We start from the raw sequence: 20,218 nt of genomic DNA, 5'->3' as shown, positions 1-20,218 counted from the left end.
TCTGACGTAAGCTCGTGCGCCGCCGCCCAGGCACGCAAGAAATACGAATCACCCATGGCCCGTCTCCCCCGCCTGACCCTCGCGTCTCTACCGCACCACCTGATCCAGCGCGGCAACAACGGCGCCCAGATCTTCGTCGACGCCGCCGATTACACGCAGATGCTCGATCTGCTGCGCGAGATGGCCCGGCGCTTTGGCGTGGACATCCATGCCTATGCGCTGCTGCCCAGCGAATTCCAGCTGCTCGCGACACCCGAGACCGCCGAGGGGCTGCCGCAGTTCATGCAGTCGGTGGGGCGCAGCTACGTGCGCTATTTCAACAACCGCCATGGCCGCAGCGGCACGCTGTGGAACGGCCGCTACCGCGCGAATGTCGTCGATCCCAAGCAGTTCCTGCTCGACAGCATGGTGGCTCTCGACTGGCTGCCGGTGCGCGCGGGGCTGGCGCGCGAGCCTGCCGACTATGCGTGGTCCAGCTACGGCCACAACGCAGGCCTGCGCTACACGACGCTGGTGCACGCGCATCCGTCGTTCTGGGCACTCGGCAATACGCCGTTTGCGCGCGAGGCGGGCTACAAGGCCGCGGTGGAGCAAGGCCTGTCCGCGGAGCAGGTCGAGACCATTGAACAGTCCGCGTTGCGCGGCTGGGCGCTGGGTTCGCCGCAATTTGTCGCGGAGCTGCAAAACCGTACCCAGCGCCGTGTGGTGCGCCAGCGCGCGGGACGTCCGCCGAAATTAGATAGCACCCCCTGAGCGGCTTCGCCGCTTCCCCCTCTCAACCTTCGGTGGAGGGGGACGGCAGCCTCGGTGCGGGGCGGCCCTTCCTCGCTGCCCCCTGGCTGGAGCACGCCAGTTTTCAAGCTCGGTGGTTGCGGACAGGCAGTGAATCAAAGAGATCAGCGTGTACCTGTTTTGCCGACAAGTTTTTGGAGCGCTTTTCTGCTCTTAATTTTGATGTGTCCCTTATTTAATTTCCGAAGAATTTCCTTGGTTAATAATTGAATCTGACCCTAATTATATTTTCTTGCATAGGTTCATGCTCTGTCGTACTCTCGGGCTCCCTGCGAAAATAACTGAGGATTCCGCCATGACGACGGCTGCCGAGATTTCCCATCTCCAAGAACACGGTCTGTATTCCAAGAGCAATGAGCACGATGCCTGCGGCTTGGGATTCGTCGCCCATATCAAGGGTGTCAAACGCCATGACATCGTCACCGGTGCGCTGAAGATCCTCGAGAACATCGACCACCGCGGCGCCGTCGGCGCCGACAAGCTGATGGGCGATGGCGCGGGTATCCTGATCCAGATCCCCGACCAGCTGTACCGCGAAGAAATGGCGCTGCAGGGCGTCGCGCTGCCGCCCGCGGGCGAGTACGGCGTGGGCATGATCTTCCTGCCCCAGGAACACGCTTCGCGCCTGGCCTGCGAGCAGGAGATGGAGCGCGCGATCAAGGCCGAAGGCCAGGTGCTGCTGGGCTGGCGCGATGTGCCCGTGAACCTCGACATGCCGATGTCGCCCACGGTGCGCGCCAAGGAACCCGTGCTGCGCCAGGTGTTCATCGGCCGCGGCAACGACGTGATCGTGCAGGACGCGCTCGAGCGCAAGCTGTACGTGATCCGCAAGACCGCGAGTGCCGCCATCCAGGGCCTCAAGCTCAAGCACAGCAAGGAATACTACGTTCCCAGCATGAGCAGCCGCACCGTGGTCTACAAGGGCCTGCTGCTGGCCGACCAGGTGGGCGTGTACTACAAGGACCTCGAAGACGAACGCTGCGTCTCGGCCATCGGCCTGGTGCACCAGCGCTTTTCGACCAATACCTTCCCCGAGTGGCCGCTGGCCCACCCGTACCGCTATGTCGCGCACAACGGTGAGATCAACACCGTCAAGGGCAACTACAACTGGATGCGTGCGCGCGAAGGCGTCATGGCCTCGCCGGTGCTCGCCGAAGACCTGAAGAAGCTCTATCCCATCAGCTTTGCCGACCAGTCCGATACCGCGACCTTCGACAACTGCCTGGAACTGCTGACCATGGCCGGCTACCCGATCAGCCAGGCCGTGATGATGATGATTCCCGAGCCCTGGGAACAGCACGAGTCCATGGACGAGCGCCGCCGCGCGTTCTATGAATACCACGCGGCGATGATGGAGCCCTGGGACGGCCCGGCCTCGATCGTGTTCACCGACGGCCGCCAGATCGGCGCCACGCTGGACCGCAACGGCCTGCGCCCCTCGCGCTACGTCATCACCGATGACGACCTCGTGATCCTGGGCTCCGAAGTCGGCGTGCTGCCCGTGCCCGACAGCAAGATCATCCGCAAGTGGCGTCTGCAGCCCGGCAAGATGCTGCTCATCGACCTGGAGCAGGGCCGCCTGATCGAAGACGACGAGCTCAAGGCCAACATCGTCAACACCAAGCCCTACAAGCAGTGGATCGAGAACCTGCGCATCAAGCTCGACAACGTCGGCGGCCAGGCTGCCGTGCAGCCGCCCGAAGCCGCGCTGCCGCTGCTCGAGCGCCAGCAGGCCTTTGGTTTCACGCAGGAAGACATCAAGTTCCTGCTGGCGCCGATGGCCGCCAAGGGCGAGGAGGGCGTGGGCTCGATGGGCAACGACAGCCCGCTGGCCGTGCTGTCGGACCGCAACAAGCCGCTGTACAACTACTTCCGCCAGATGTTCGCGCAGGTCACGAACCCGCCGATCGACCCGATCCGCGAAGCCATCGTGATGTCGCTGGTGTCCTTCATCGGCCCCAAGCCCAACCTGCTGGACATCAACCAGGTCAACCCGCCGATGCGCCTTGAAGTGCACCAGCCGGTGCTCGACTTCGCGGCCATGGACAAGCTGCGCAACATTGCCGAGCACACGCAGGGCAAGTTCAAGAGCGAGACCATCGACATCACCTACCCGCTCGCATGGGGCAAGCAAGGCGTCGAAGCCAAGCTGGCGTCGCTGTGCGCGCAGGCCGTCGATGCGATCCGCGGCGGCGCCAACATCCTGATCATCAGCGACCGCGGCCTGTCGGCCACCCAGGTGGCGATTCCCGCGCTGCTGGCGCTGTCGGCCATCCACCAGCACCTGGTTCGCGAAGGCCTGCGCACCACGGCCGGCCTGGTCGTCGAGACCGGCACCGCGCGTGAGATCCACCACTTCGCCGTGCTTGCCGGCTATGGCGCGGAAGCCGTGCATCCCTACCTGGCGATGGAAACGCTGCTGGCCATGGACAAGGACCTGCCGGCCGACCTGTCGGGCGAGAAGGCGGTCTACAACTACGTGAAGGCGATCGGCAAGGGCCTGGCGAAGATCATGTCCAAGATGGGCGTGAGCACCTACATGAGCTACTGCGGCGCGCAGCTGTTCGAGGCCATCGGCCTGAACACCGAAACCGTCGACAAGTACTTCACCGGCACCGCCAGCCGCATCGAAGGCATCGGCGTCTTCGAGATCGCCGAGGAAACCATTCGCAGCCACCTGGCCGCGTTCGGCGACGACCCGGTGCTTGAAACCATGCTCGAAGCCGGCGGCGAGTACGCCTGGCGCGCGCGCGGCGAGGAGCACATGTGGACGCCCGACGTGATTGCCAAGCTGCAGCACGCCACGCGTTCGAACAACTTCAGTACCTTCAAGGAATATGCCCAGCTGGTCAACGACCAGAGCCAGCGCCACATGACGCTGCGCGGCCTGTTCGAGTTCAAGTGCGAGCCGGCGCAGGCGATTGCGCTCGAGGAAGTCGAGCCCGCGGCGGAAATCGTCAAGCGCTTCGCCACCGGCGCGATGTCGCTGGGCTCGATCTCGACCGAAGCCCACGCGACGCTGGCCGTGGCCATGAACCGCATCGGCGGCAAGAGCAACACCGGCGAAGGCGGCGAGGACCCGACGCGCTACCGCAACGAACTCAAGGGCATCCCGATCAAGCAGGGCGAGACCCTGGGTTCGGTGATCGGTGCCGACCAGGTCGAAGTCGACGTCGAACTGCAGGCCGGCGATTCGCTGCGCTCGAAGATCAAGCAGGTGGCCTCGGGCCGTTTCGGCGTGACCGCCGAGTACCTGTCGTCCTCCGACCAGATCCAGATCAAGATGGCGCAGGGCGCCAAGCCCGGCGAAGGCGGCCAGCTGCCCGGCGGCAAGGTCACCGACTACATCGGCCGCATGCGCCACTCGGTGCCGGGCGTGGGCCTGATCTCGCCGCCGCCGCACCACGACATCTACTCGATCGAGGATCTGGCGCAGCTGATCCACGACCTGAAGAACGTGGCTCCGCATGCCGACATCTCGGTCAAGCTGGTGTCCGAAGTGGGCGTCGGCACCGTGGCCGCGGGCGTGGCCAAGTGCAAGAGCGACCACGTGGTGATTGCCGGCCATGATGGCGGTACGGGCGCTTCGCCGCTGTCGTCGATCAAGCATGCGGGCGGTCCCTGGGAAATCGGCCTGGCCGAAACCCAGCAGACGCTGGTGCTCAACCGCCTGCGCGGCCGTATCCGCGTGCAGGCCGACGGCCAGATGAAGACCGGCCGCGACGTCGTCATCGGCGCGCTGCTGGGCGCCGACGAGTTTGGTTTCGCCACCGCTCCGCTGGTCGTCGAAGGCTGCATCATGATGCGCAAGTGCCACCTCAACACCTGCCCGGTGGGCGTGGCCACGCAAGACCCGGTGCTGCGCAAGAAGTTCACCGGCAAGCCCGAGCATGTCGTGAACTACTTCTTCTTCATTGCCGAGGAAGTGCGCCAGATCATGGCCCAGCTGGGCATCCGCAAGTTCGACGAGATGATCGGCCGCTCCGACCTGCTCGACACCCGCAAGGGCCTGGAGCACTGGAAGGCCCAGGGCCTGGACTTCAGCCGCCTGTTCGCCCAGCCCATCGTGCCGGCCGACGTGCCGCGCTTCCATGTCGACACCCAGGACCACCTGCTGGACAAGGCGCTGGACGTCAAGCTGATCGAGCGCTGCAAGCCGGCCATCGAGAACGGCGAACCGGTGCGCCTGATGGAAGTCGCGCGCAACGTGAACCGCTCGGTGGGCGCGATGCTGTCGGGCGCCGTGACCCGCGCCCATCCCGAGGGCCTGCCGGACGACACCATTCGCATCCACTTCGAAGGCACGGGCGGCCAGTCGTTCGGCGCCTTCCTGTGCAAGGGCATCACGCTCAACGTCACCGGCGACGCCAACGACTACACCGGCAAGGGCCTGTCGGGCGGCCGCATCATCGTGCGCCCCAGCCATGCCTTCCGCGGCGCCTCGGTGGCCAACACCATCGTCGGCAACACCGTGATGTTCGGCGCGACCAGCGGCGAAGCCTTCTTCAGCGGCGTGGCCGGTGAACGCTTCGCGGTGCGCCTGTCGGGTGCGACGGCGGTGGTCGAAGGCACGGGCGACCATGGCTGCGAATACATGACCGGCGGCACCGTGGTGGTGCTGGGCAAGACCGGCCGCAACTTCGCGGCCGGCATGAGCGGCGGCGTGGCCTACGTCTATGACGAGGACGGCCTGTTCGCGCAGCGCTGCAACACCGCTTCGGTGACGCTCGAGAAGGTGCTGCCGCACAGCGAGTTCGCGGCCAGCGTGCACCCCGGCATCTGGCACCGCGGCGAGAGCGACGAGCAGCAGCTGCGCGCGCTGGTCGAAGCCCACAGCCGCTGGACCGGCTCCAAGCGTGCGCGCGACCTGCTCGACAACTGGGCGGCCGCACGTGCCAAGTTCGTCAAGGTGTTCCCGTCCGAGTACCAGCGCGCCCTGTCTGAAATCCATGAACGCAAAGCGAAGGAAGCCATTGCTGCGAAAGCAGAACTAGCTACGGAGTCCGAGCCCGTCGTTGCCATCTGAGCAGCCGACAAGCCACAGCCATTCGCCAATCATTCAAGGACAGTTTCATCATGGGAAAAGCCACCGGTTTTCTGGAGTACGAGCGCATCGAGGAGGGCTACAAGCCCGTTGCCGAGCGCCTGAAGAACTACAAGGAGTTCGTCATTGCCCTCACGCCCGAGCAGGCGCAGGTGCAGGGCGCACGCTGCATGGACTGCGGCACGCCGTTTTGCAACAACGGCTGCCCGGTCAACAACATCATTCCGGATTTCAATGATCTGGTGTACCGCGACGACTGGGCCAACGCGATCAAGGTGCTGCACAGCACCAACAACTTCCCCGAGTTCACGGGCCGCATCTGCCCCGCGCCCTGCGAGGCCGCCTGCGTCGTGAACATCAACGATGCGCCGATCGGCATCAAGAGCATCGAGCACGCGATCATCGACCGCGCCTGGGCCGAAGGCTGGGTCAAGCCCATGCCCGCGGCCGTCAAGACCGGCAAGACCGTGGCCGTCATCGGCGCCGGCCCCGCCGGCATGGCCGCGGCCCAGCAGCTGGCACGCGCCGGCCACAGCGTGACGCTGTTCGAGAAGAACGACCGCATCGGCGGCCTGCTGCGCTACGGCATTCCCGACTTCAAGATGGAGAAGTCGCACATCGACCTGCGCGCCAAGCAGCTCGAAGCCGAAGGCGTGGTCATCCGCACCGGCGTGCTGGTGGCGGGACCCGAAGGCCTGGGCAAGGGCTCCAAGGTCACCAACTGGGCCAAGGAAACCGTGTCGCCCGAGCAACTGATGGCCGAGTTCGACGCCGTGCTGCTGTCGGGCGGTGCCGAGCAGTCGCGCGACCTGCCCGTGCCGGGCCGCGAACTCAACGGCGTGCACTTCGCCATGGAGTTCCTGCCCCAGCAGAACAAGGTCAACGCCGGCGACAAGCTCAAGAACCAGATCCGCGCCGACGGCAAGACCGTGATCGTGATCGGCGGCGGCGACACCGGCAGCGACTGCGTGGGCACTTCCAACCGCCATGGCGCGGTCAGCGTGACCCAGTTCGAGCTGATGCCCATGCCGCCCGAGCACGAAGACAAGCCGCTGGTCTGGCCCTACTGGCCCTACAAGCTGCGCACCTCGTCGAGCCATGAGGAAGGCTGCGAGCGCGAGTTCGCGATTGCCACCAAGGAATTCATCGGCGAGAAGGGCCAGCTCACGGGCGTCAAGACCGTGCGCCTCGAATGGAAGGACGGCAAGATGGCCGAGGTTCCCGGTTCGGAGCAGATCCTCAAGGCCGACCTGGTGTTCCTTGCCATGGGTTTCGTGAGCCCGGTGGCGTCGATCCTCGAAGCCTTTGGCGTCGACAAGGACCAGCGCGGCAACGCCAAGGCCACGACCGATGCGGCCGTGGGCTACGCGACCAGCGTGCCCAAGCTGTTTGCCGCGGGCGACATGCGCCGCGGCCAGTCGCTGGTGGTCTGGGCCATCCGCGAAGGCCGCCAGGCGGCGCGCGCGGTCGATGCCTTCCTGATGGGCAAGAGCGCGCTGCCGCGTTGAGCTGTTTTGAACAGTTTAAGGCGTCTCTTCGGGACGCCCTTTTTTTGTCACCGTGTGCTTTTGCTGAGGGCGGAGGCCGGGTCTCGGCCCGGCAGCCGAGTTCATTTTCTTGTACGCACAAGAAAACGAACCAAAAGAAAGCGGCCCTGCTGTCTGCGACCCTGCGCTTCGCTCCGGGCAACCTGCCGTGCTCGGTCCCGGGCTGCACCGCAGAACTCGCTACGCGGCTGCGGCTAGGCGCCCCCGCCGCTCCGCTCGAACAACTGCGGTGAGTCAGTTTACGAAGCAGGTGTGTCCTACGGCACACCTGCCAGCCCGGGCCCTGCGCGCGGCAGGCGCAGCCAGAAGGGCGGGGCCGGGATAGCTTCTTTGTGGCGCGAGCGACGATGAACTTTTCCTAGCGCAGAAGCTGCAGGCGCGGGATGGCATGTTCTTCGCACCAGACCACGGCGTTCTGCTCGTAGAGACGGCCCCATTCACCTGCGGTTTTTTCGTTCATGTTTTCGACGAAGCAGCCGACTTCGGATGGCCAGGCGTTTTCAGGGTGCTTGCCCACTGCGCGTACCCATTTCCAGCCGGCTTGTTGCAGCGCCTGCTCCAGCCCGGCCTGGCGCGCCTGGTTGTCGGCATCGGACAAAGGCTGGCTATAGGGGTTCCAGGCGGTGATCAGACAGCCGGATTCGATTCCGCGCTGCTGGAAATACGCGGCCAGCGCAGCGCTGGGTGCGTCGACATGCAGCACGAAGTCGGGCCCGGCATGCACGATGTAGTCGGTCTCGCGGTAGGCCTGGAGCAGGGCGGGCGAAATGCTGGAAGAGGCAGATGTGGTCATGGCGTCACGAAAGTCAGGGTAAACCAGAGGCCGATTTGCAAGACCGGCATGCGTTTCCGGGCGGTCTGGGCGACAATAGCCGTCTTCACTGCAGGCCGGCGCGCTGAGCGCATCCTTGGTCGGCCTGCCCTTGTTTCCTCATCTGTACCGCCATGAAAAAACGTAACCTCGTCGCAATGCTGGCCCTGAGCGCCATTTTGGCTGCCTGTGGCAAGAACGAGCCGGCCAAGCCCGTTGCCACCGATGCACCGGCGCCCGCCGCCGCCGTGACCAAGGTGGTCGTGGGCCTGGACGACAATTTCCCGCCCATGGGATTTCGCGACGAGAAGAACGAACTGGTCGGCTTCGACATCGACCTGGCGCGCGAAGCCGGCAAGCGCATGGCCGTCGACATGGAGTTCAAGCCCATCGACTGGAGCGCCAAGGAAGCCGAGCTCGCGGGCAAGCGCGTCGACATGCTGTGGAACGGCCTGACCATCACCGAGCAGCGCAAGGAAAAGATCGCGTTCTCCGCGCCCTACATGGAGAACCACCAGATCATCGTGGTGCTGGCCAATGGCGCGATCAAGACCAAGGCCGATCTGGCCGGCAAGGTCGTGGGCGCGCAGGACGGCAGCTCGGCCGTCGACGCGATCAAGAAGGACGAGGCCGTGGCCGCGAGCTTCAAGCAGCTCAAGACCTTCGGCGACAACATCACCGCGCTGATGGACCTGTCCGCAGGCCGCCTCGATGCCGTGGTGGTCGATGAGGTCGTGGGCCGCTTCCACGTCGCCAAGAAGGCCGAGGAGTACCGCGTGCTCGACGAGAACTTCGGCGTCGAGGAATACGGCGTGGGCCTGCGCAAGGAAGATGCGGACCTGCTGGCACGGCTCGAATCGGCCATGGCCGACATGAAGAAGGACGGCAAGGCCGCCGAAATTGCCACCAAGTGGTTTGGCAAGGACATCATCAAGTAAGCGGACCGTCCAAAGCTTCGCACCGGCTGCGCCGTCACAGGCCTGCCGGTGTTTTGCGTTTCTGGACCACAAGGCAATCGCATGGAATACGTTCTCTCACTGCTGGGGCCCCTGTCCCAGGGAGCGCTGGTCACCCTCAAGCTGTTCGTGATCACGCTGGCGCTGGCAGTGCCGCTCGGGCTGGCGCTGGCGCTGGTGCGCGTGTCGCGCTTCCGTGCGCTCGCGCGCCTGGTCGGCGGCTACATCTGGCTGATGCGCGGCACGCCGCTGATGCTGCAGATGCTGTTCATCTACTTCGCGCTGCCCTTCGTGCCGGTGGTCGGCGTGCGCTTCGACGATTTTCCTGCGGCCGTCGTGGCCTTCGCGCTCAATTACGCCGCCTATTTCGCCGAGATCTTCCGCGCCGGCATCCAGTCGATCGACCGCGGCCAGTACGAGGGCGCCAAGGTGCTGGGCCTGAGCTACGGCCAGACCATGCGCCGCATCGTGCTGCCGCAGATCTGGCCGCGCATCCTGCCGCCGCTGAGCAACGAGACCATCACCCTGGTCAAGGACACTTCGCTGATCTACGTGCTGGCGCTCAACGACCTGCTGCGCGCGGCGCGCGGCATCGTGCAGCGCGACTTCACGACCACGCCGTTCATCGTGGCTGCGTGCTTTTATCTCGTCATGACCCTGGTGCTGACCTGGGGCTTCCAGTACCTGGAGAAACGCTATGCCAAATACGATGCCTGAAGCGTTGCCGGAAAGCCGCGAGGTGATGATCAGCGCGCAGGACATCTGCAAGGCCTTCAACGGCCAGCCGGTGCTGCGCAAGGTCTCGCTGGACCTGATGCGCGGCGAGGTCGTGGCCGTGATCGGCCCCTCGGGCTCGGGCAAGAGCACCCTTCTGCGCTGCCTCAACCACCTCGAGACCATCGACAGCGGCCAGCTGCTGATCGAGGGCGAGGTGCTGGCCGAGACCAATGCCGCGGGTGTGTGCAGCTATGTGCCCGAAGCGCAGATCCGCCGCATCGGCCGCAAGATGGGCATGGTGTTCCAGTCGTTCAACCTGTTTCCTCACCTCACGGTGCTGGAGAACGTGATCGAGGCGCCGATGGTCGTCAAGGGCCTGGCGCGCGCCCAGATCGTGCCGCGCGCCGAGGCGCTGCTGGCCAAGGTCGGCCTGTTGGAAAAGCGCAACAGCTACCCGGCACGCCTGTCGGGCGGTCAGAAGCAGCGCGTGGCGATTGCGCGCGCGCTGGCGATGGAGCCCGACATCCTGCTGTTCGACGAGCCCACCTCGGCGCTCGATCCCGAGCTCACGGGCGAGGTGCTGCGCACCATGCGCGAACTTGCGCAGGAAAAGATGACCATGCTGGTCGTGACGCATGAAATGGGCTTTGCACGCGAGGTCGCCAACCGCGTGGCGTTCATGGACCGGGGCGAATTGATCGAGTCGGGTCCGGCTGCGGAATTCTTTGCGCAACCAAAACACGCACGCACGCAGGCGTTTCTGCACAATATGCTTTGACCTCGGTACCGGCTTGGGTGGAGCCTGTCCATGCCGGTACGCTGCCGGGGTTTGTGTCAGCAAACATACACGAATGTATGTAATCGTTTAAAATCCAACCCGTGAAGCATTTTCCCCTTTCCCTGTAGGAGCCGAAGGTCGATGACAGTCCCCGCGCCCCTGGTTGAACTGCGCAACGTAACTTTTGGTTATGGCGAGCGGGTGATCCTGCGCGACCTCAGCTTGCAGATTCCGCGCGGCAAGGTCACGGCGCTGATGGGCGCCTCCGGTGGCGGCAAGACCACGGTGCTGCGCCTGATCGGCGGGCAGCAGCGCGCCCAGCAGGGACAGGTGCTGTTCGATGGCCAGGACGTGGGCCGCATGACCCAGAACCAGCTCTACCAGGCGCGCCGGCGCATGGGCATGCTGTTCCAGTTCGGTGCGTTGTTCACCGACATGAGCGTGTTCGACAACGTTGCCTTTCCCCTGCGCGAGCACACCGACCTGCCCGAGGACCTGGTGCGCGACATCGTGCTGATGAAGCTCAACGCGGTGGGCCTGCGCGGCGCGCGCGCCCTCAAGCCCAGCGAGATCTCGGGCGGCATGGCGCGGCGCGTGGCCCTGGCGCGCGCGATCGCGCTCGATCCCGAACTGATCATGTATGACGAGCCGTTTGCGGGGCTCGATCCGATTGCCCTGGGCACGGCCGCGCAACTGATCCGCCAGCTCAATGACGCCATGGGGCTGACCACGGTGCTGGTATCGCACGATGTGGTGGAAACCTTCCAGGTGGCCGACCATGTGATCATCCTGGGCCCGGCCTGCGTGGCCGCGCAGGGCACGCCAGCCGAGGTGCTGGCCAGCACCGATCCGCTGGTCGAGCAATTCGTGCATGCGCGGGCCACGGGGCCGGTGCCTTTCCATTACCCCGGGCCCGACGCGGCCCAGGATTTCGGCCCGGGAGCGCGCCTGTGAACCGTCTGCATCCTGCCCGCATCGGCCGCGCCGCGCGCGAACATTGCGCCGCCATCGGCCGGGCCGCGCGCCTGCTGCTGCAGCTGTTCCTGCTGCTGGGCGCTGCGCTGCGCCGGCCGCGCCTGATGGGCGACCAGATCCATTTCCTGGGCAATTATTCGCTGGCCATCATTGGCGTGTCGGGCCTGTTCGTCGGCTTCGTGCTGGGGCTGCAAGGCTATTACACGCTGCAGCGCTACGGTGCCTCCGAGGCGCTGGGCCTGCTGGTGGCGCTGTCGCTGGTGCGCGAACTCGGTCCGGTGGTCACGGCGCTGCTGTTTGCGGGCCGCGCGGGCACGGCGCTCACGGCGGAGATCGGCTTGATGAAGGCCGGCGAGCAGCTCAGCGCGATGGAAATGATGGCTGTCGACCCGGTGCGCCGGATCCTCGCGCCGCGCTTTTGGGCCGGCGTGATCGTCATGCCGCTGCTGGCCGCGGTGTTCAGTGCCGTCGGCGTGATCGGCGGCTGGATCGTGGGCGTGCTGATGATCGGCGTGGACGGCGGCGCGTTCTGGGGCCAGATGCAGCAGGGCGTCGACTGGTGGGCCGACCTGGGCAACGGCGTGATCAAGAGCGTGGTGTTCGGTGTGGCCGTGACCTTTGTCGCGCTGCTCCAGGGCTACCTGGCGAAACCGACGCCCGAAGGCGTTTCCCGCGCGACAACGCGCACCGTGGTCATGGCCTCGCTGGCCATCCTGGGGCTGGACTTCCTGCTCACGGCCACGATGTTCAGTATTTGATGCTCCCACCAGGTGGGTGAGAGGAAAAAGTCATGCAGCAATCGAAAAGTGACGTGTGGGTGGGCCTGTTTGTACTGCTGGGCGCAGCCGCACTGGTGTTCCTGGCCCTGCAGTCGGCCAACCTGCTGAGCCTGAGCTTCCAGCAGACCTATGATGTGACGGCACGGTTCGACAACATCGGCGGGCTCAAGCCCAAGGCCGCGGTGCGCAGCGCCGGCGTGGTCGTGGGCCGCGTGCAGGCCATCACCTTTGACGACACGACCTTCCAGGCCAATGTCCACATGGCGCTGGAAAAGCGCTACAGCTTTCCCAAGGACAGCTCGCTGAAGATCCTGACCACCGGCCTGCTCGGCGACCAGTACATCGGCATCGAGGCCGGTGCGGATGAAGCCAACCTGGCGCCTGGCGACCGGATCGTCGCCACGCAATCGGCCGTGGTGCTGGAAAACCTCATCGGGCAATTCCTCTACAACAAGGCGGAAGAGGGTGGCACCAGCGCGCCTGCACCGGAAAAACAATGAATTTCACATCCCTGGCGGGCGCGTCCCGCACCCCGGCGTCCATCGCCCTGGCGCTGACGCTGGCACTTGCCGGCTGTGCCACCACGGCGCAGCCGCAGCCCATGGGCGAAGCGGCCACCGAAACGGCTGGCACTGCTGCGCCTGCGGCGGCCAATCCCGCCGACCCGTTCGAGTCTTTCAACCGCAGCATCTACAGCTTCAACACGGCGGTGGACGATGCCGTGGTCAAGCCCGTGGCCACGCTCTACCGCGACATCACGCCGGCCGTTGCGCGCGAAGGCGTGGGCAATTTCTTCGCCAACCTGAGCGATGCCTGGTCGTTCCTCAACAACCTGGCCCAGGCCAAGGGCGAGGGCGCGTACTACAGCATCGTGCGCTTCACCGTGAACACGGTGTTCGGCATTGGCGGGCTGTTCGACGTCGCCTCGGAAATGGGCGTGCCGCGCAGCACGCAGGATTTCGGCCTGACGCTGGGCCGCTGGGGCGTGCCTTCCGGCCCCTACCTGGTGCTGCCGGTGCTGGGCCCCTCGACGGTGCGCGACGCCGCGGCGCTGCCCGTGGACGTCAAGGGCAACCCGCTGGGCTACATGGACGATGTGAGCGCACGCAACAGCCTGGCCGTGCTGGGCCTGGTGGACAAGCGCGCGCGGCTGCTGCAAGCCGGCGACATGCTCGATGCCGTGGCGCTCGACAAGTACAGCCTCACGCGCGACGTCTACCTGCAGCTGCGCCAGCAGCGTGCGCAGGGCGCCGACAGCGGCTATTCGGAAGATTTTTCCGAAGACGACGATGCCGGCATGCTGCCGCCCGAAGAGTAAGGACGGCTTGCATCCGCTTGCATCCGCTTGCAACCCTTGACATGCGCGTCATCATCCCCGGCGCGCGCTGAAGCACAATCGAAGCCGACCAGGTCTATCCGGCCTGCGCTTCAAAAAGGAAAAAGACGATGATGAATCGACGTATCTGGGCAGCCACCGCTGCCGCCTGGCTGGCCCTTTCGGCAGGCCTGCCGATGACGGCCGCGGCTGCCGAGGAAACGCCCGACGCGTTGGTCAAGCGGGTCTCGGCCGACGTGCTCGAGACCATCCGCAAGGACCCTTCGCTCAAGACCGGCGATGTGGCGCGCATTGGCGCGCTGGTCGACAAGATGGTCATGCCGCATGTGAACTTCCAGCGCATGACGGCCGCCGCCGTGGGCCCGCAGTGGCGCCAGGCCACGCCCGAGCAAAAGCAGCGCCTGCAGGCCGAGTTCAAGTCCTTGCTGATCCGCACCTATGCGGGCGCGGTGGCCCAGGTCAACGACCAGACCGTGGTCGTGAAACCGATGCGCGCGGCCGCGGGCGACAAGGACGTGCTGGTGCGCACCGAAGTGCGCGGCAAGGGCGACCCGATCCAGCTCGACTACCGCCTCGAGCAGAGCGCGGATGGCGCCTGGCGCATCTACAACCTGAACGTGCTGGGCGTGTGGCTGGTCGAGACCTACCGCAGCCAGTTCGCGCAGGAAGTCAATGCGCGCGGCATCGACGGCCTGATCCAGGCCCTGTCTTCGCGCAACAAGGGTTGAGGCGCAGCGCCATGGCCGACGCAAGCCTGCAACTGCCCGCGCAGCTGACGCATGCCCAGGCCGGCGCCTGCGCGCAGGCACTGGCGGCGCAGGTCGCCGCTGCCACCCACGCCCGGGTGGAGATCGATGCCTCGCCGCTGCGCGACTTCGATTCCTCGGCGCTGGCCGTGCTGCTGGCGTGCCGGCGTGCGGCGCTGTCCGCGGGCAAGTCGCTGGCCGTGACCGGGCTGCCCGCCGGGCTGCAATCGATTGCCACGCTGTATGGCGTGCGCGCCCTGCTCGAGTCCGGGGCCGGCACGCAGCCTGCGTGAGGCAGGTGGCCGCGCCCGGCTTTAGCGGGCGCCGGCAGCGCACATTGCGGGGCCGGGCTTAAAATGCCAAGTTCCCATGCCCGCTGTCTCATTCCAATCCATCTCCAAGACCTACCGCACGCCCAAGGGCGTGTTCCGGGCCCTCAATGACGTCAACCTGGACATCGAGGAGGGCGAGTTCTTCGGACTGCTCGGCCCCAACGGTGCCGGCAAGACCACGCTGATCAGCATCCTCGCGGGCCTGGCGCGCGCCGATGGCGGCCGCGTGCTGGTGCAGGGCAGCGACGTGCAGGCCGATTACGCCGAGGCGCGGCGCAAGCTGGGGATCGTGCCGCAGGAACTGGTGTTCGATCCGTTCTTCAACGTGCGCGAGGCGCTGCGTTTCCAGTCGGGCTATTTCGGCGTCAAGCACAACGATGCCTGGATCGACGAGTTGCTGCACAGCCTGGGCCTGAGCGACAAGGCCGAATCCAACATGCGCCAGCTGTCGGGCGGCATGAAGCGCCGCGTGCTGGTGGCGCAGGCGCTGGTGCACAAGCCGCCGATCATCGTGCTGGACGAACCCACGGCCGGCGTCGACGTGGAATTGCGCCAGACACTCTGGCATTTCATTGCCAAGCTCAACAAGCAGGGCCACACGGTGCTGCTCACCACTCATTACCTCGAAGAAGCCGAAGCGCTGTGCAGCCGCGTCGCCATGCTCAAGCAAGGCGAGATCGTGCGCCTGTCGAGCATGTCCGATCTGCTCAAGTCGGCTTCGGCCAACGTGCTGCAGTTCAAGACCAACCACCCGCTGCCCGAACACCTGCGCACGCTGGCGCGCGTCACCGGGCGCATCGTGCAGATCCCCGCGCATGACGCGGGCGACATCGAGGGCTACCTGTCCGCGCTGCGCGAAGCCGGCGTGGCCGTCGAAGACATGGAAATCCGCCGCGCCGACCTCGAAGACGTGTTCCTCAACATCATGGGCGAAGCCCGGACAGCTACCGGGAGCGTCGCATGAGAGGCTGGCAGACCCTGTTCTACAAGGAAGTGCTGCGTTTCTGGAAGGTCAGCTTCCAGACCGTGGCGGCGCCGGTGCTGACCTCGGTGCTCTACCTGCTGGTGTTCGGCCATGTGCTCGACGGCCGGGTGCTGGTCTATGACCGCATCAGCTACACCGCGTTCCTGATTCCCGGCCTGGTGATGATGAGCGTGCTGCAGAATTCGTTTGCCAACAGCTCGTCGAGCATCGTGCAGAGCAAGATCATGGGCTCGATGGTGTTCATCCTGCTCACGCCGCTGTCGCACTGGGCCTGGTTCACGGCCTATGTCGGCTCGTCGGTGCTGCGCGGGCTGCTGGTCGGCCTGGGGGTCTTCATCGTCACGCTGTTCTTTGCCGTGCCGGAATTCGCCGCGCCGCTGTGGATCCTGGTGTTCGTGGTGCTGGGCGCGGCGCTGCTCGGCACGCTGGGGGTCATTGCCGGGCTCTGGGCCGACAAGTTCGACCAGATGGCGGCGTTCCAGAACTTCCTGATCATGCCCATGACCTTCCTGTCGGGCGTGTTCTACTCCATCCACTCGCTGCCGCCGTTCTGGCAGACCGTGAGCCATATGAACCCGTTCTTCTACATGATCGACGGCTTCCGCTACGGTTTCTTCGGACAGAGCGACGTCTCGCCCTGGATCAGCCTGGCCATCGTCGGCGGCGCCTGGCTGGCCGTGAGCGCGCTGGCCATCCACTTGCTGCGCACCGGCTACAAGATCCGCCATTGAGTCGCCATGGCGCGCCTTCCCTGCAATCCTTTCCCGGCGCCGGCCATTTGTGCGGCGCCAACCCTGACATGACTGCCGACCAACTCAAAGCCATCATCGGCGCGGGCCTGCCCTGCGAATACCTCGAACTCGAAGGCGACGGACGCCACTGGTTTGCGACCATCGTCTCCGCCAGCTTCGAGGGCCAGCGCCTGGTGCAGCGCCAGCGCCTGGTCTATGCGACGCTGGGCAACAAGATGCACACCGACGAGGTGCATGCCCTGTCGATGAAGACCTTCAGCCCGGCCGAGTGGGCCAACCGCGCCTGAGCGCTGCGGGTCATGCCCTTGCGGCCGTTTTAACCTTTTTTTGGGCTTACCAGCCATGGACAAACTCTTGATTCGCGGCGGTCATCCGCTGCACGGCGAGGTCACGATTTCCGGCGCCAAGAATGCCGCCCTGCCTGACCTGTGCGCCGCGCTGCTCACGGCCGAACCGGTGGTGCTGCGCAATGTGCCGCGGCTGCAGGATGTCGCGACCATGCTCCAGCTGATCCGCAACATGGGCGTCGAAGCCGAGCATGCGTCCGACGGCTCGGTGCGCATCGATGCCAGCCGCCTGTCGACTCCCGAGGCGCCGTACGAGCTGGTCAAGACCATGCGCGCCTCGGTGCTCGCGCTGGGCCCGCTGCTGGCACGCTTCGGCGAAGCCACGGTGTCGCTGCCCGGCGGCTGCGCCATCGGTTCGCGCCCGGTCGAGCAGCACATCAAGGGCCTGCAGGCCATGGGCGCGCAGATCGTCGTCGAGCATGGCTACATGATCGCCCGGCTGCCCGAAGGCCGCACGCGCCTGCAAGGCACGCGCATCACGACCGACATGGTCACCGTGACCGGCACCGAGAACTTCCTGATGGCCGCGGCGCTGGCCGAAGGCGAGACGGTGCTCGAGAACGCGGCCATGGAGCCGGAGATCGTCGATCTGGCCGAGATGCTGATCAAGATGGGCGCGCGCATCGAAGGCCACGGCACGAGCCGCATCACCATCCAGGGCGTGGAGCGCCTGCATGGCTGCGACCACCAGGTGGTGGCCGACCGCATCGAAGCCGGCACCTTCCTGTGCGCCGTCGCGGCCACGGGCGGCGATGTCGTGCTGCGCCATGCGCGTGCCGACCATCTGGGCGCGGTGCTCGACAAGCTGCGCGACGCGGGCGTGCAGATCGAGGCGGTGGAGGGTGGCCTGCGCGTGAAGTCCGCGGGCCGGCTCAAGGGCCAGAGCTTCCGCACGACCGAATACCCGGGTTTTCCGACCGACATGCAGGCGCAGTTCATGGCGCTCAACGTGATCTCGCGCGGCGCGGTATCGGTGACCGAGACGATTTTCGAGAACCGCTTCATGCACGTCAACGAACTGGTGCGCCTGGGCGCGAAGATCCAGATCGACGGCAAGGTGGCCATGGTCGAAGGCGTCGAGCGCCTGTCGGGCGCCACCGTGATGGCCACCGACCTGCGCGCGTCCGCGAGCCTGGTGATTGCGGGCCTGGTGGCGACGGGCGAGACCGTGGTCGACCGCATCTACCACCTCGACCGCGGCTACGACTGCATGGAAGCCAAGCTGCGCGCGATCGGCGCCGATATTGAAAGAATCTGATGATTACCCTTGCCCTGTCCAAAGGCCGCATCTTTGAAGAAACCCTTCCGCTGCTGGCGGCCGCCGGCATCGAGGTGCTGGAAGACCCGGAAAAGACGCGCAAGCTGATCCTGCCGACCAACCAGCCCGACCTGCGCGTGGTGCTGGTGCGCGCCACCGACGTGCCGACCTACGTGCAGTACGGCGGCGCCGACCTGGGCGTGACCGGCAAGGACACGCTGATCGAGCATGGCGCCGAAGGCCTGTACCAGCCGCTGGACCTGCAGATCGCGCAGTGCCGCGTGAGCGTGGCGGTGCGCGCCGATTTCGACTACGCCCATGCCATGACGCAGGGCTCGCGCCTCAAGGTCGCGACCAAGTACACCGCCATCGCGCGCGACTTCTTCGCCAGCAAGGGCGTGCACGTCGACATGATCAAGCTCTACGGCAGCATGGAACTGGCGCCGCTCACCGGCCTGGCCGATGCCATCGTCGATCTGGTGTCCACGGGCAATACGCTCAAGGCCAACCAGCTGGTCGAGGTCGAGCGCATCATGGACATCAGCTCGCACCTGGTCGTGAACCAGGCCGCGCTCAAGCTCAAGCAGGCGCCGATGCGCCGCCTGATCGACGTGTTCGCACGCGCCACGCAGGCCAAGGCCTGAATCCCACGCCCTCCACCGTTGCCTGAAGCCGCCCACATGAAAGCCACGCCTCTTCGCCTGCGCACCGACAGCGCCGATTTTGAAACCGCCTTCCAGGCCCGCCTGCATTGGTCGGCCGACACCGATGCGGCCATCGAGCAGCGCGTGGCCGACATCCTGGCCGACGTGCAGCAGCGCGGCGACGCCGCGGTGCTCGAGTACACGCAGCGTTTCGACGGCCTCGCCGCCACCGAGATGCACGCGCTGGAGCTCACCGCCGCCGAACTCAAGGCTGCATTCGACGGCCTGCCAGACGTCCAGCGCCAGGCGCTGCAAGCGGCGGCCGAACGCGTGCGCCGCTACCACGAGGCGCAGAAGAAGGCCAGCGGCGAGAGCTGGAGCTACCGCGACGAGGACGGCACGCTGCTGGGCCAGAAGGTCACGCCGCTGGACCGCGTGGGCATCTACGTGCCCGGCGGCAAGGCCGCCTATCCCTCCAGCGTGCTGATGAACGCGATTCCCGCGCAGGTCGCCGGTGTCGGCGAGATCATCATGGTCGTGCCCACGCCCCAGGGCGCGAAGAACGCGCTGGTGCTGGCCGCGGCGCATGTGGCTGGCGTGCACCGCGCGTTCACGATTGGCGGCGCGCAGGCCGTGGCCGCGCTGGCCTACGGCACGCAGACCGTGCCCAAGGTCGACAAGATCACCGGCCCGGGCAATGCGTATGTGGCCAGCGCCAAGAAGCGCGTGTTCGGCACGGTGGGTATCGACATGATTGCCGGGCCCTCGGAAATCCTGGTGCTGGCCGATGGCAGCACGCCCGCCGAATGGGTCGCCATGGACTTGTTCAGCCAGGCCGAGCACGATGAACTCGCGCAAAGCATCCTGCTGAGCCCCGACGCCGCCTACCTCGATGCCGTGCAGCGCGAGATCGACCGCCTGCTGCCCGAGATGCCGCGCGCCGGGATCATTGCCAAGAGCCTCAACGACCGCGGCGCGCTGATCCTCACGCGCGACATGGAAGAAGCCTGCGCGATCAGCAACCGCATCGCGCCCGAGCACTTGGAAGTCTCGAGCCAGGACCCGCAGCGCTGGGAGCCGCTGCTGCGCCACGCGGGCGCGATCTTCCTCGGCGCCTATACCAGCGAATCGCTGGGCGACTACTGCGCCGGTCCCAACCACGTGCTGCCGACCAGCGGCACGGCGCGCTTTTCCTCGCCGCTGGGCGTCTATGACTTCCAGAAGCGCTCGAGCCTGATCGAGGTCAGCAAGGCCGGCGCGCAGACCCTGGGGCGGATCGCCTCGGTGCTGGCGCATGGCGAAGGCTTGCAGGGGCATGCCCGCGCCGCCGAGATGCGCTTGAAGGATTGAGGCAAAGCTGGCACAGGACTCGTGTAACACGAACTTCGTGTCACACGAATCTCGTGTAAAATCACGTCC

Annotated in this window: 19 protein-coding genes; 18 read left to right on the top strand and 1 reads right to left on the bottom strand. The window is 65.9% G+C overall.

Going from position 1 to position 20,218, the window contains the following annotated elements; all coding sequences use genetic code 11:
• Nucleotides 1-54: 54 nt before the first annotated feature.
• From HUK68_RS15995 to HUK68_RS15985, 3 genes are all read left to right on the top strand, one after another.
• The gene (locus HUK68_RS15995; protein WP_175505085.1) at nucleotides 55-753 is read left to right on the top strand and encodes a transposase; all 699 of its coding nucleotides are present in this window, start codon (nucleotides 55-57) and stop codon (nucleotides 751-753) included.
• Nucleotides 754-1,087: 334 nt separating this feature from the next.
• Nucleotides 1,088-5,818, top strand: coding sequence for a glutamate synthase-related protein (locus tag HUK68_RS15990; RefSeq protein WP_175505084.1), 4,731 nt, complete (start codon nucleotides 1,088-1,090; stop codon nucleotides 5,816-5,818).
• Between the two features lie 50 nt (nucleotides 5,819-5,868).
• Nucleotides 5,869-7,344, top strand: coding sequence for a glutamate synthase subunit beta (locus tag HUK68_RS15985; protein WP_175505083.1), 1,476 nt, complete (start codon nucleotides 5,869-5,871; stop codon nucleotides 7,342-7,344).
• A gap of 397 nt (nucleotides 7,345-7,741) precedes the next feature.
• On the opposite strand, the gene HUK68_RS15980 is transcribed toward HUK68_RS15985, so the two are convergent.
• A complete protein-coding gene (locus HUK68_RS15980; protein WP_175505082.1) occupies nucleotides 7,742-8,176 on the bottom strand; it encodes a DUF3293 domain-containing protein in 435 nt (144 codons plus the stop codon).
• A 152-nt stretch (nucleotides 8,177-8,328) separates the two neighbouring features.
• Here HUK68_RS15980 and HUK68_RS15975 point away from each other — a divergent pair, with 152 nt between their 5' ends.
• From HUK68_RS15975 to hisD, 15 genes are all read left to right on the top strand, one after another.
• Nucleotides 8,329-9,132, top strand: coding sequence for an amino acid ABC transporter substrate-binding protein (locus HUK68_RS15975; RefSeq protein ID WP_175505081.1), 804 nt, complete (start codon nucleotides 8,329-8,331; stop codon nucleotides 9,130-9,132).
• An 81-nt stretch (nucleotides 9,133-9,213) separates the two neighbouring features.
• A complete protein-coding gene (locus tag HUK68_RS15970) occupies nucleotides 9,214-9,867 on the top strand; it encodes an amino acid ABC transporter permease (RefSeq protein WP_175505080.1) in 654 nt (217 codons plus the stop codon).
• Nucleotides 9,848-10,645 carry an amino acid ABC transporter ATP-binding protein gene (locus HUK68_RS15965; protein WP_434082443.1) on the top strand — a complete coding sequence of 266 codons (798 nt, stop codon included), beginning with the start codon at nucleotides 9,848-9,850 and terminating at the stop codon, nucleotides 10,643-10,645. The genes HUK68_RS15970 and HUK68_RS15965 overlap by 20 nt, the downstream gene beginning before the upstream one ends.
• Nucleotides 10,646-10,786: 141 nt before the next feature.
• The gene (locus HUK68_RS15960; protein ID WP_175505079.1) at nucleotides 10,787-11,599 is read left to right on the top strand and encodes an ABC transporter ATP-binding protein; all 813 of its coding nucleotides are present in this window, start codon (nucleotides 10,787-10,789) and stop codon (nucleotides 11,597-11,599) included.
• Nucleotides 11,596-12,378, top strand: a complete 783-nt coding sequence (gene mlaE, locus HUK68_RS15955) for a lipid asymmetry maintenance ABC transporter permease subunit MlaE (RefSeq protein WP_175505078.1) — start codon at nucleotides 11,596-11,598, stop codon at nucleotides 12,376-12,378. The genes HUK68_RS15960 and mlaE overlap by 4 nt, the downstream gene beginning before the upstream one ends.
• A gap of 32 nt (nucleotides 12,379-12,410) precedes the next feature.
• Complete coding sequence (gene mlaD, locus HUK68_RS15950; RefSeq protein WP_175505077.1) at nucleotides 12,411-12,899, top strand: outer membrane lipid asymmetry maintenance protein MlaD; 489 nt, start codon at nucleotides 12,411-12,413, stop codon at nucleotides 12,897-12,899.
• Nucleotides 12,896-13,717: an MlaA family lipoprotein gene (locus HUK68_RS15945; RefSeq protein WP_175505076.1), complete on the top strand. Its 822-nt coding sequence runs from the start codon at nucleotides 12,896-12,898 to the stop codon at nucleotides 13,715-13,717. The genes mlaD and HUK68_RS15945 overlap by 4 nt, the downstream gene beginning before the upstream one ends.
• 128 nt (nucleotides 13,718-13,845) lie before the next feature.
• Nucleotides 13,846-14,463 (top strand): MlaC/ttg2D family ABC transporter substrate-binding protein, encoded by a 618-nt coding sequence (locus HUK68_RS15940; protein WP_175505075.1) that lies wholly within the window; start codon nucleotides 13,846-13,848, stop codon nucleotides 14,461-14,463.
• Between the two features lie 11 nt (nucleotides 14,464-14,474).
• A complete protein-coding gene (locus tag HUK68_RS15935; RefSeq protein WP_175505074.1) occupies nucleotides 14,475-14,774 on the top strand; it encodes an STAS domain-containing protein in 300 nt (99 codons plus the stop codon).
• Nucleotides 14,775-14,850: 76 nt separating this feature from the next.
• Entirely contained in the window at nucleotides 14,851-15,777 is a 927-nt protein-coding gene (locus HUK68_RS15930; RefSeq protein ID WP_175505073.1) for an ABC transporter ATP-binding protein, read from the top strand.
• On the top strand, nucleotides 15,774-16,529 hold the full coding sequence (locus HUK68_RS15925) for an ABC transporter permease (RefSeq protein WP_175505072.1): 756 nt from the start codon (nucleotides 15,774-15,776) through the stop codon (nucleotides 16,527-16,529). The genes HUK68_RS15930 and HUK68_RS15925 overlap by 4 nt, the downstream gene beginning before the upstream one ends.
• 68 nt (nucleotides 16,530-16,597) lie before the next feature.
• A complete protein-coding gene (locus HUK68_RS15920) occupies nucleotides 16,598-16,837 on the top strand; it encodes a BolA family protein (protein ID WP_175505071.1) in 240 nt (79 codons plus the stop codon).
• Nucleotides 16,838-16,892: 55 nt separating this feature from the next.
• Nucleotides 16,893-18,155 carry a UDP-N-acetylglucosamine 1-carboxyvinyltransferase gene (gene murA, locus HUK68_RS15915; protein ID WP_175505070.1) on the top strand — a complete coding sequence of 421 codons (1,263 nt, stop codon included), beginning with the start codon at nucleotides 16,893-16,895 and terminating at the stop codon, nucleotides 18,153-18,155.
• On the top strand, nucleotides 18,155-18,799 hold the full coding sequence (gene hisG, locus HUK68_RS15910) for an ATP phosphoribosyltransferase (RefSeq protein ID WP_175505069.1): 645 nt from the start codon (nucleotides 18,155-18,157) through the stop codon (nucleotides 18,797-18,799). Before murA ends, hisG begins: the two co-directional genes overlap by 1 nt.
• A 36-nt stretch (nucleotides 18,800-18,835) precedes the next feature.
• The gene (hisD, locus tag HUK68_RS15905) at nucleotides 18,836-20,149 is read left to right on the top strand and encodes a histidinol dehydrogenase (RefSeq protein ID WP_175505068.1); all 1,314 of its coding nucleotides are present in this window, start codon (nucleotides 18,836-18,838) and stop codon (nucleotides 20,147-20,149) included.
• Nucleotides 20,150-20,218: the final 69 nt, after the last annotated feature.

Source organism: Comamonas antarctica (assembly GCF_013363755.1).
Classification (GTDB): domain Bacteria; phylum Pseudomonadota; class Gammaproteobacteria; order Burkholderiales; family Burkholderiaceae_C; genus Comamonas; species Comamonas antarctica.
Note: the sequence above shows the minus strand (reverse complement) of the source record. Positions and strands in the feature narration are given on the sequence as shown.

Bases quoted from the DNA above. Each gene is read 5' to 3' on its own strand.
- HUK68_RS15980 (WP_175505082.1), bottom strand. From the start codon at position 8,176: ATGACCACATCTGCCTCTTCCAGCATTTCGCCCGCCCTGCTCCAGGCC.
- hisD (WP_175505068.1), top strand. From the start codon at position 18,836: ATGAAAGCCACGCCTCTTCGCCTGCGCACCGACAGCGCCGATTTTGAA.
- HUK68_RS15935 (WP_175505074.1), top strand. From the start codon at position 14,475: ATGGCCGACGCAAGCCTGCAACTGCCCGCGCAGCTGACGCATGCCCAG.
- mlaD (WP_175505077.1), top strand. From the start codon at position 12,411: ATGCAGCAATCGAAAAGTGACGTGTGGGTGGGCCTGTTTGTACTGCTG.
- HUK68_RS15920 (WP_175505071.1), top strand. From the start codon at position 16,598: ATGACTGCCGACCAACTCAAAGCCATCATCGGCGCGGGCCTGCCCTGC.
- HUK68_RS15940 (WP_175505075.1), top strand. From the start codon at position 13,846: ATGATGAATCGACGTATCTGGGCAGCCACCGCTGCCGCCTGGCTGGCC.
- HUK68_RS15995 (WP_175505085.1), top strand. From the start codon at position 55: ATGGCCCGTCTCCCCCGCCTGACCCTCGCGTCTCTACCGCACCACCTG.
- HUK68_RS15945 (WP_175505076.1), top strand. From the start codon at position 12,896: ATGAATTTCACATCCCTGGCGGGCGCGTCCCGCACCCCGGCGTCCATC.
- HUK68_RS15960 (WP_175505079.1), top strand. From the start codon at position 10,787: ATGACAGTCCCCGCGCCCCTGGTTGAACTGCGCAACGTAACTTTTGGT.
- HUK68_RS15990 (WP_175505084.1), top strand. From the start codon at position 1,088: ATGACGACGGCTGCCGAGATTTCCCATCTCCAAGAACACGGTCTGTAT.
- hisG (WP_175505069.1), top strand. From the start codon at position 18,155: ATGATTACCCTTGCCCTGTCCAAAGGCCGCATCTTTGAAGAAACCCTT.
- HUK68_RS15965 (WP_434082443.1), top strand. From the start codon at position 9,848: ATGCCAAATACGATGCCTGAAGCGTTGCCGGAAAGCCGCGAGGTGATG.
- HUK68_RS15975 (WP_175505081.1), top strand. From the start codon at position 8,329: ATGAAAAAACGTAACCTCGTCGCAATGCTGGCCCTGAGCGCCATTTTG.
- murA (WP_175505070.1), top strand. From the start codon at position 16,893: ATGGACAAACTCTTGATTCGCGGCGGTCATCCGCTGCACGGCGAGGTC.
- HUK68_RS15930 (WP_175505073.1), top strand. From the start codon at position 14,851: ATGCCCGCTGTCTCATTCCAATCCATCTCCAAGACCTACCGCACGCCC.
- HUK68_RS15925 (WP_175505072.1), top strand. From the start codon at position 15,774: ATGAGAGGCTGGCAGACCCTGTTCTACAAGGAAGTGCTGCGTTTCTGG.
- HUK68_RS15985 (WP_175505083.1), top strand. From the start codon at position 5,869: ATGGGAAAAGCCACCGGTTTTCTGGAGTACGAGCGCATCGAGGAGGGC.
- HUK68_RS15970 (WP_175505080.1), top strand. From the start codon at position 9,214: ATGGAATACGTTCTCTCACTGCTGGGGCCCCTGTCCCAGGGAGCGCTG.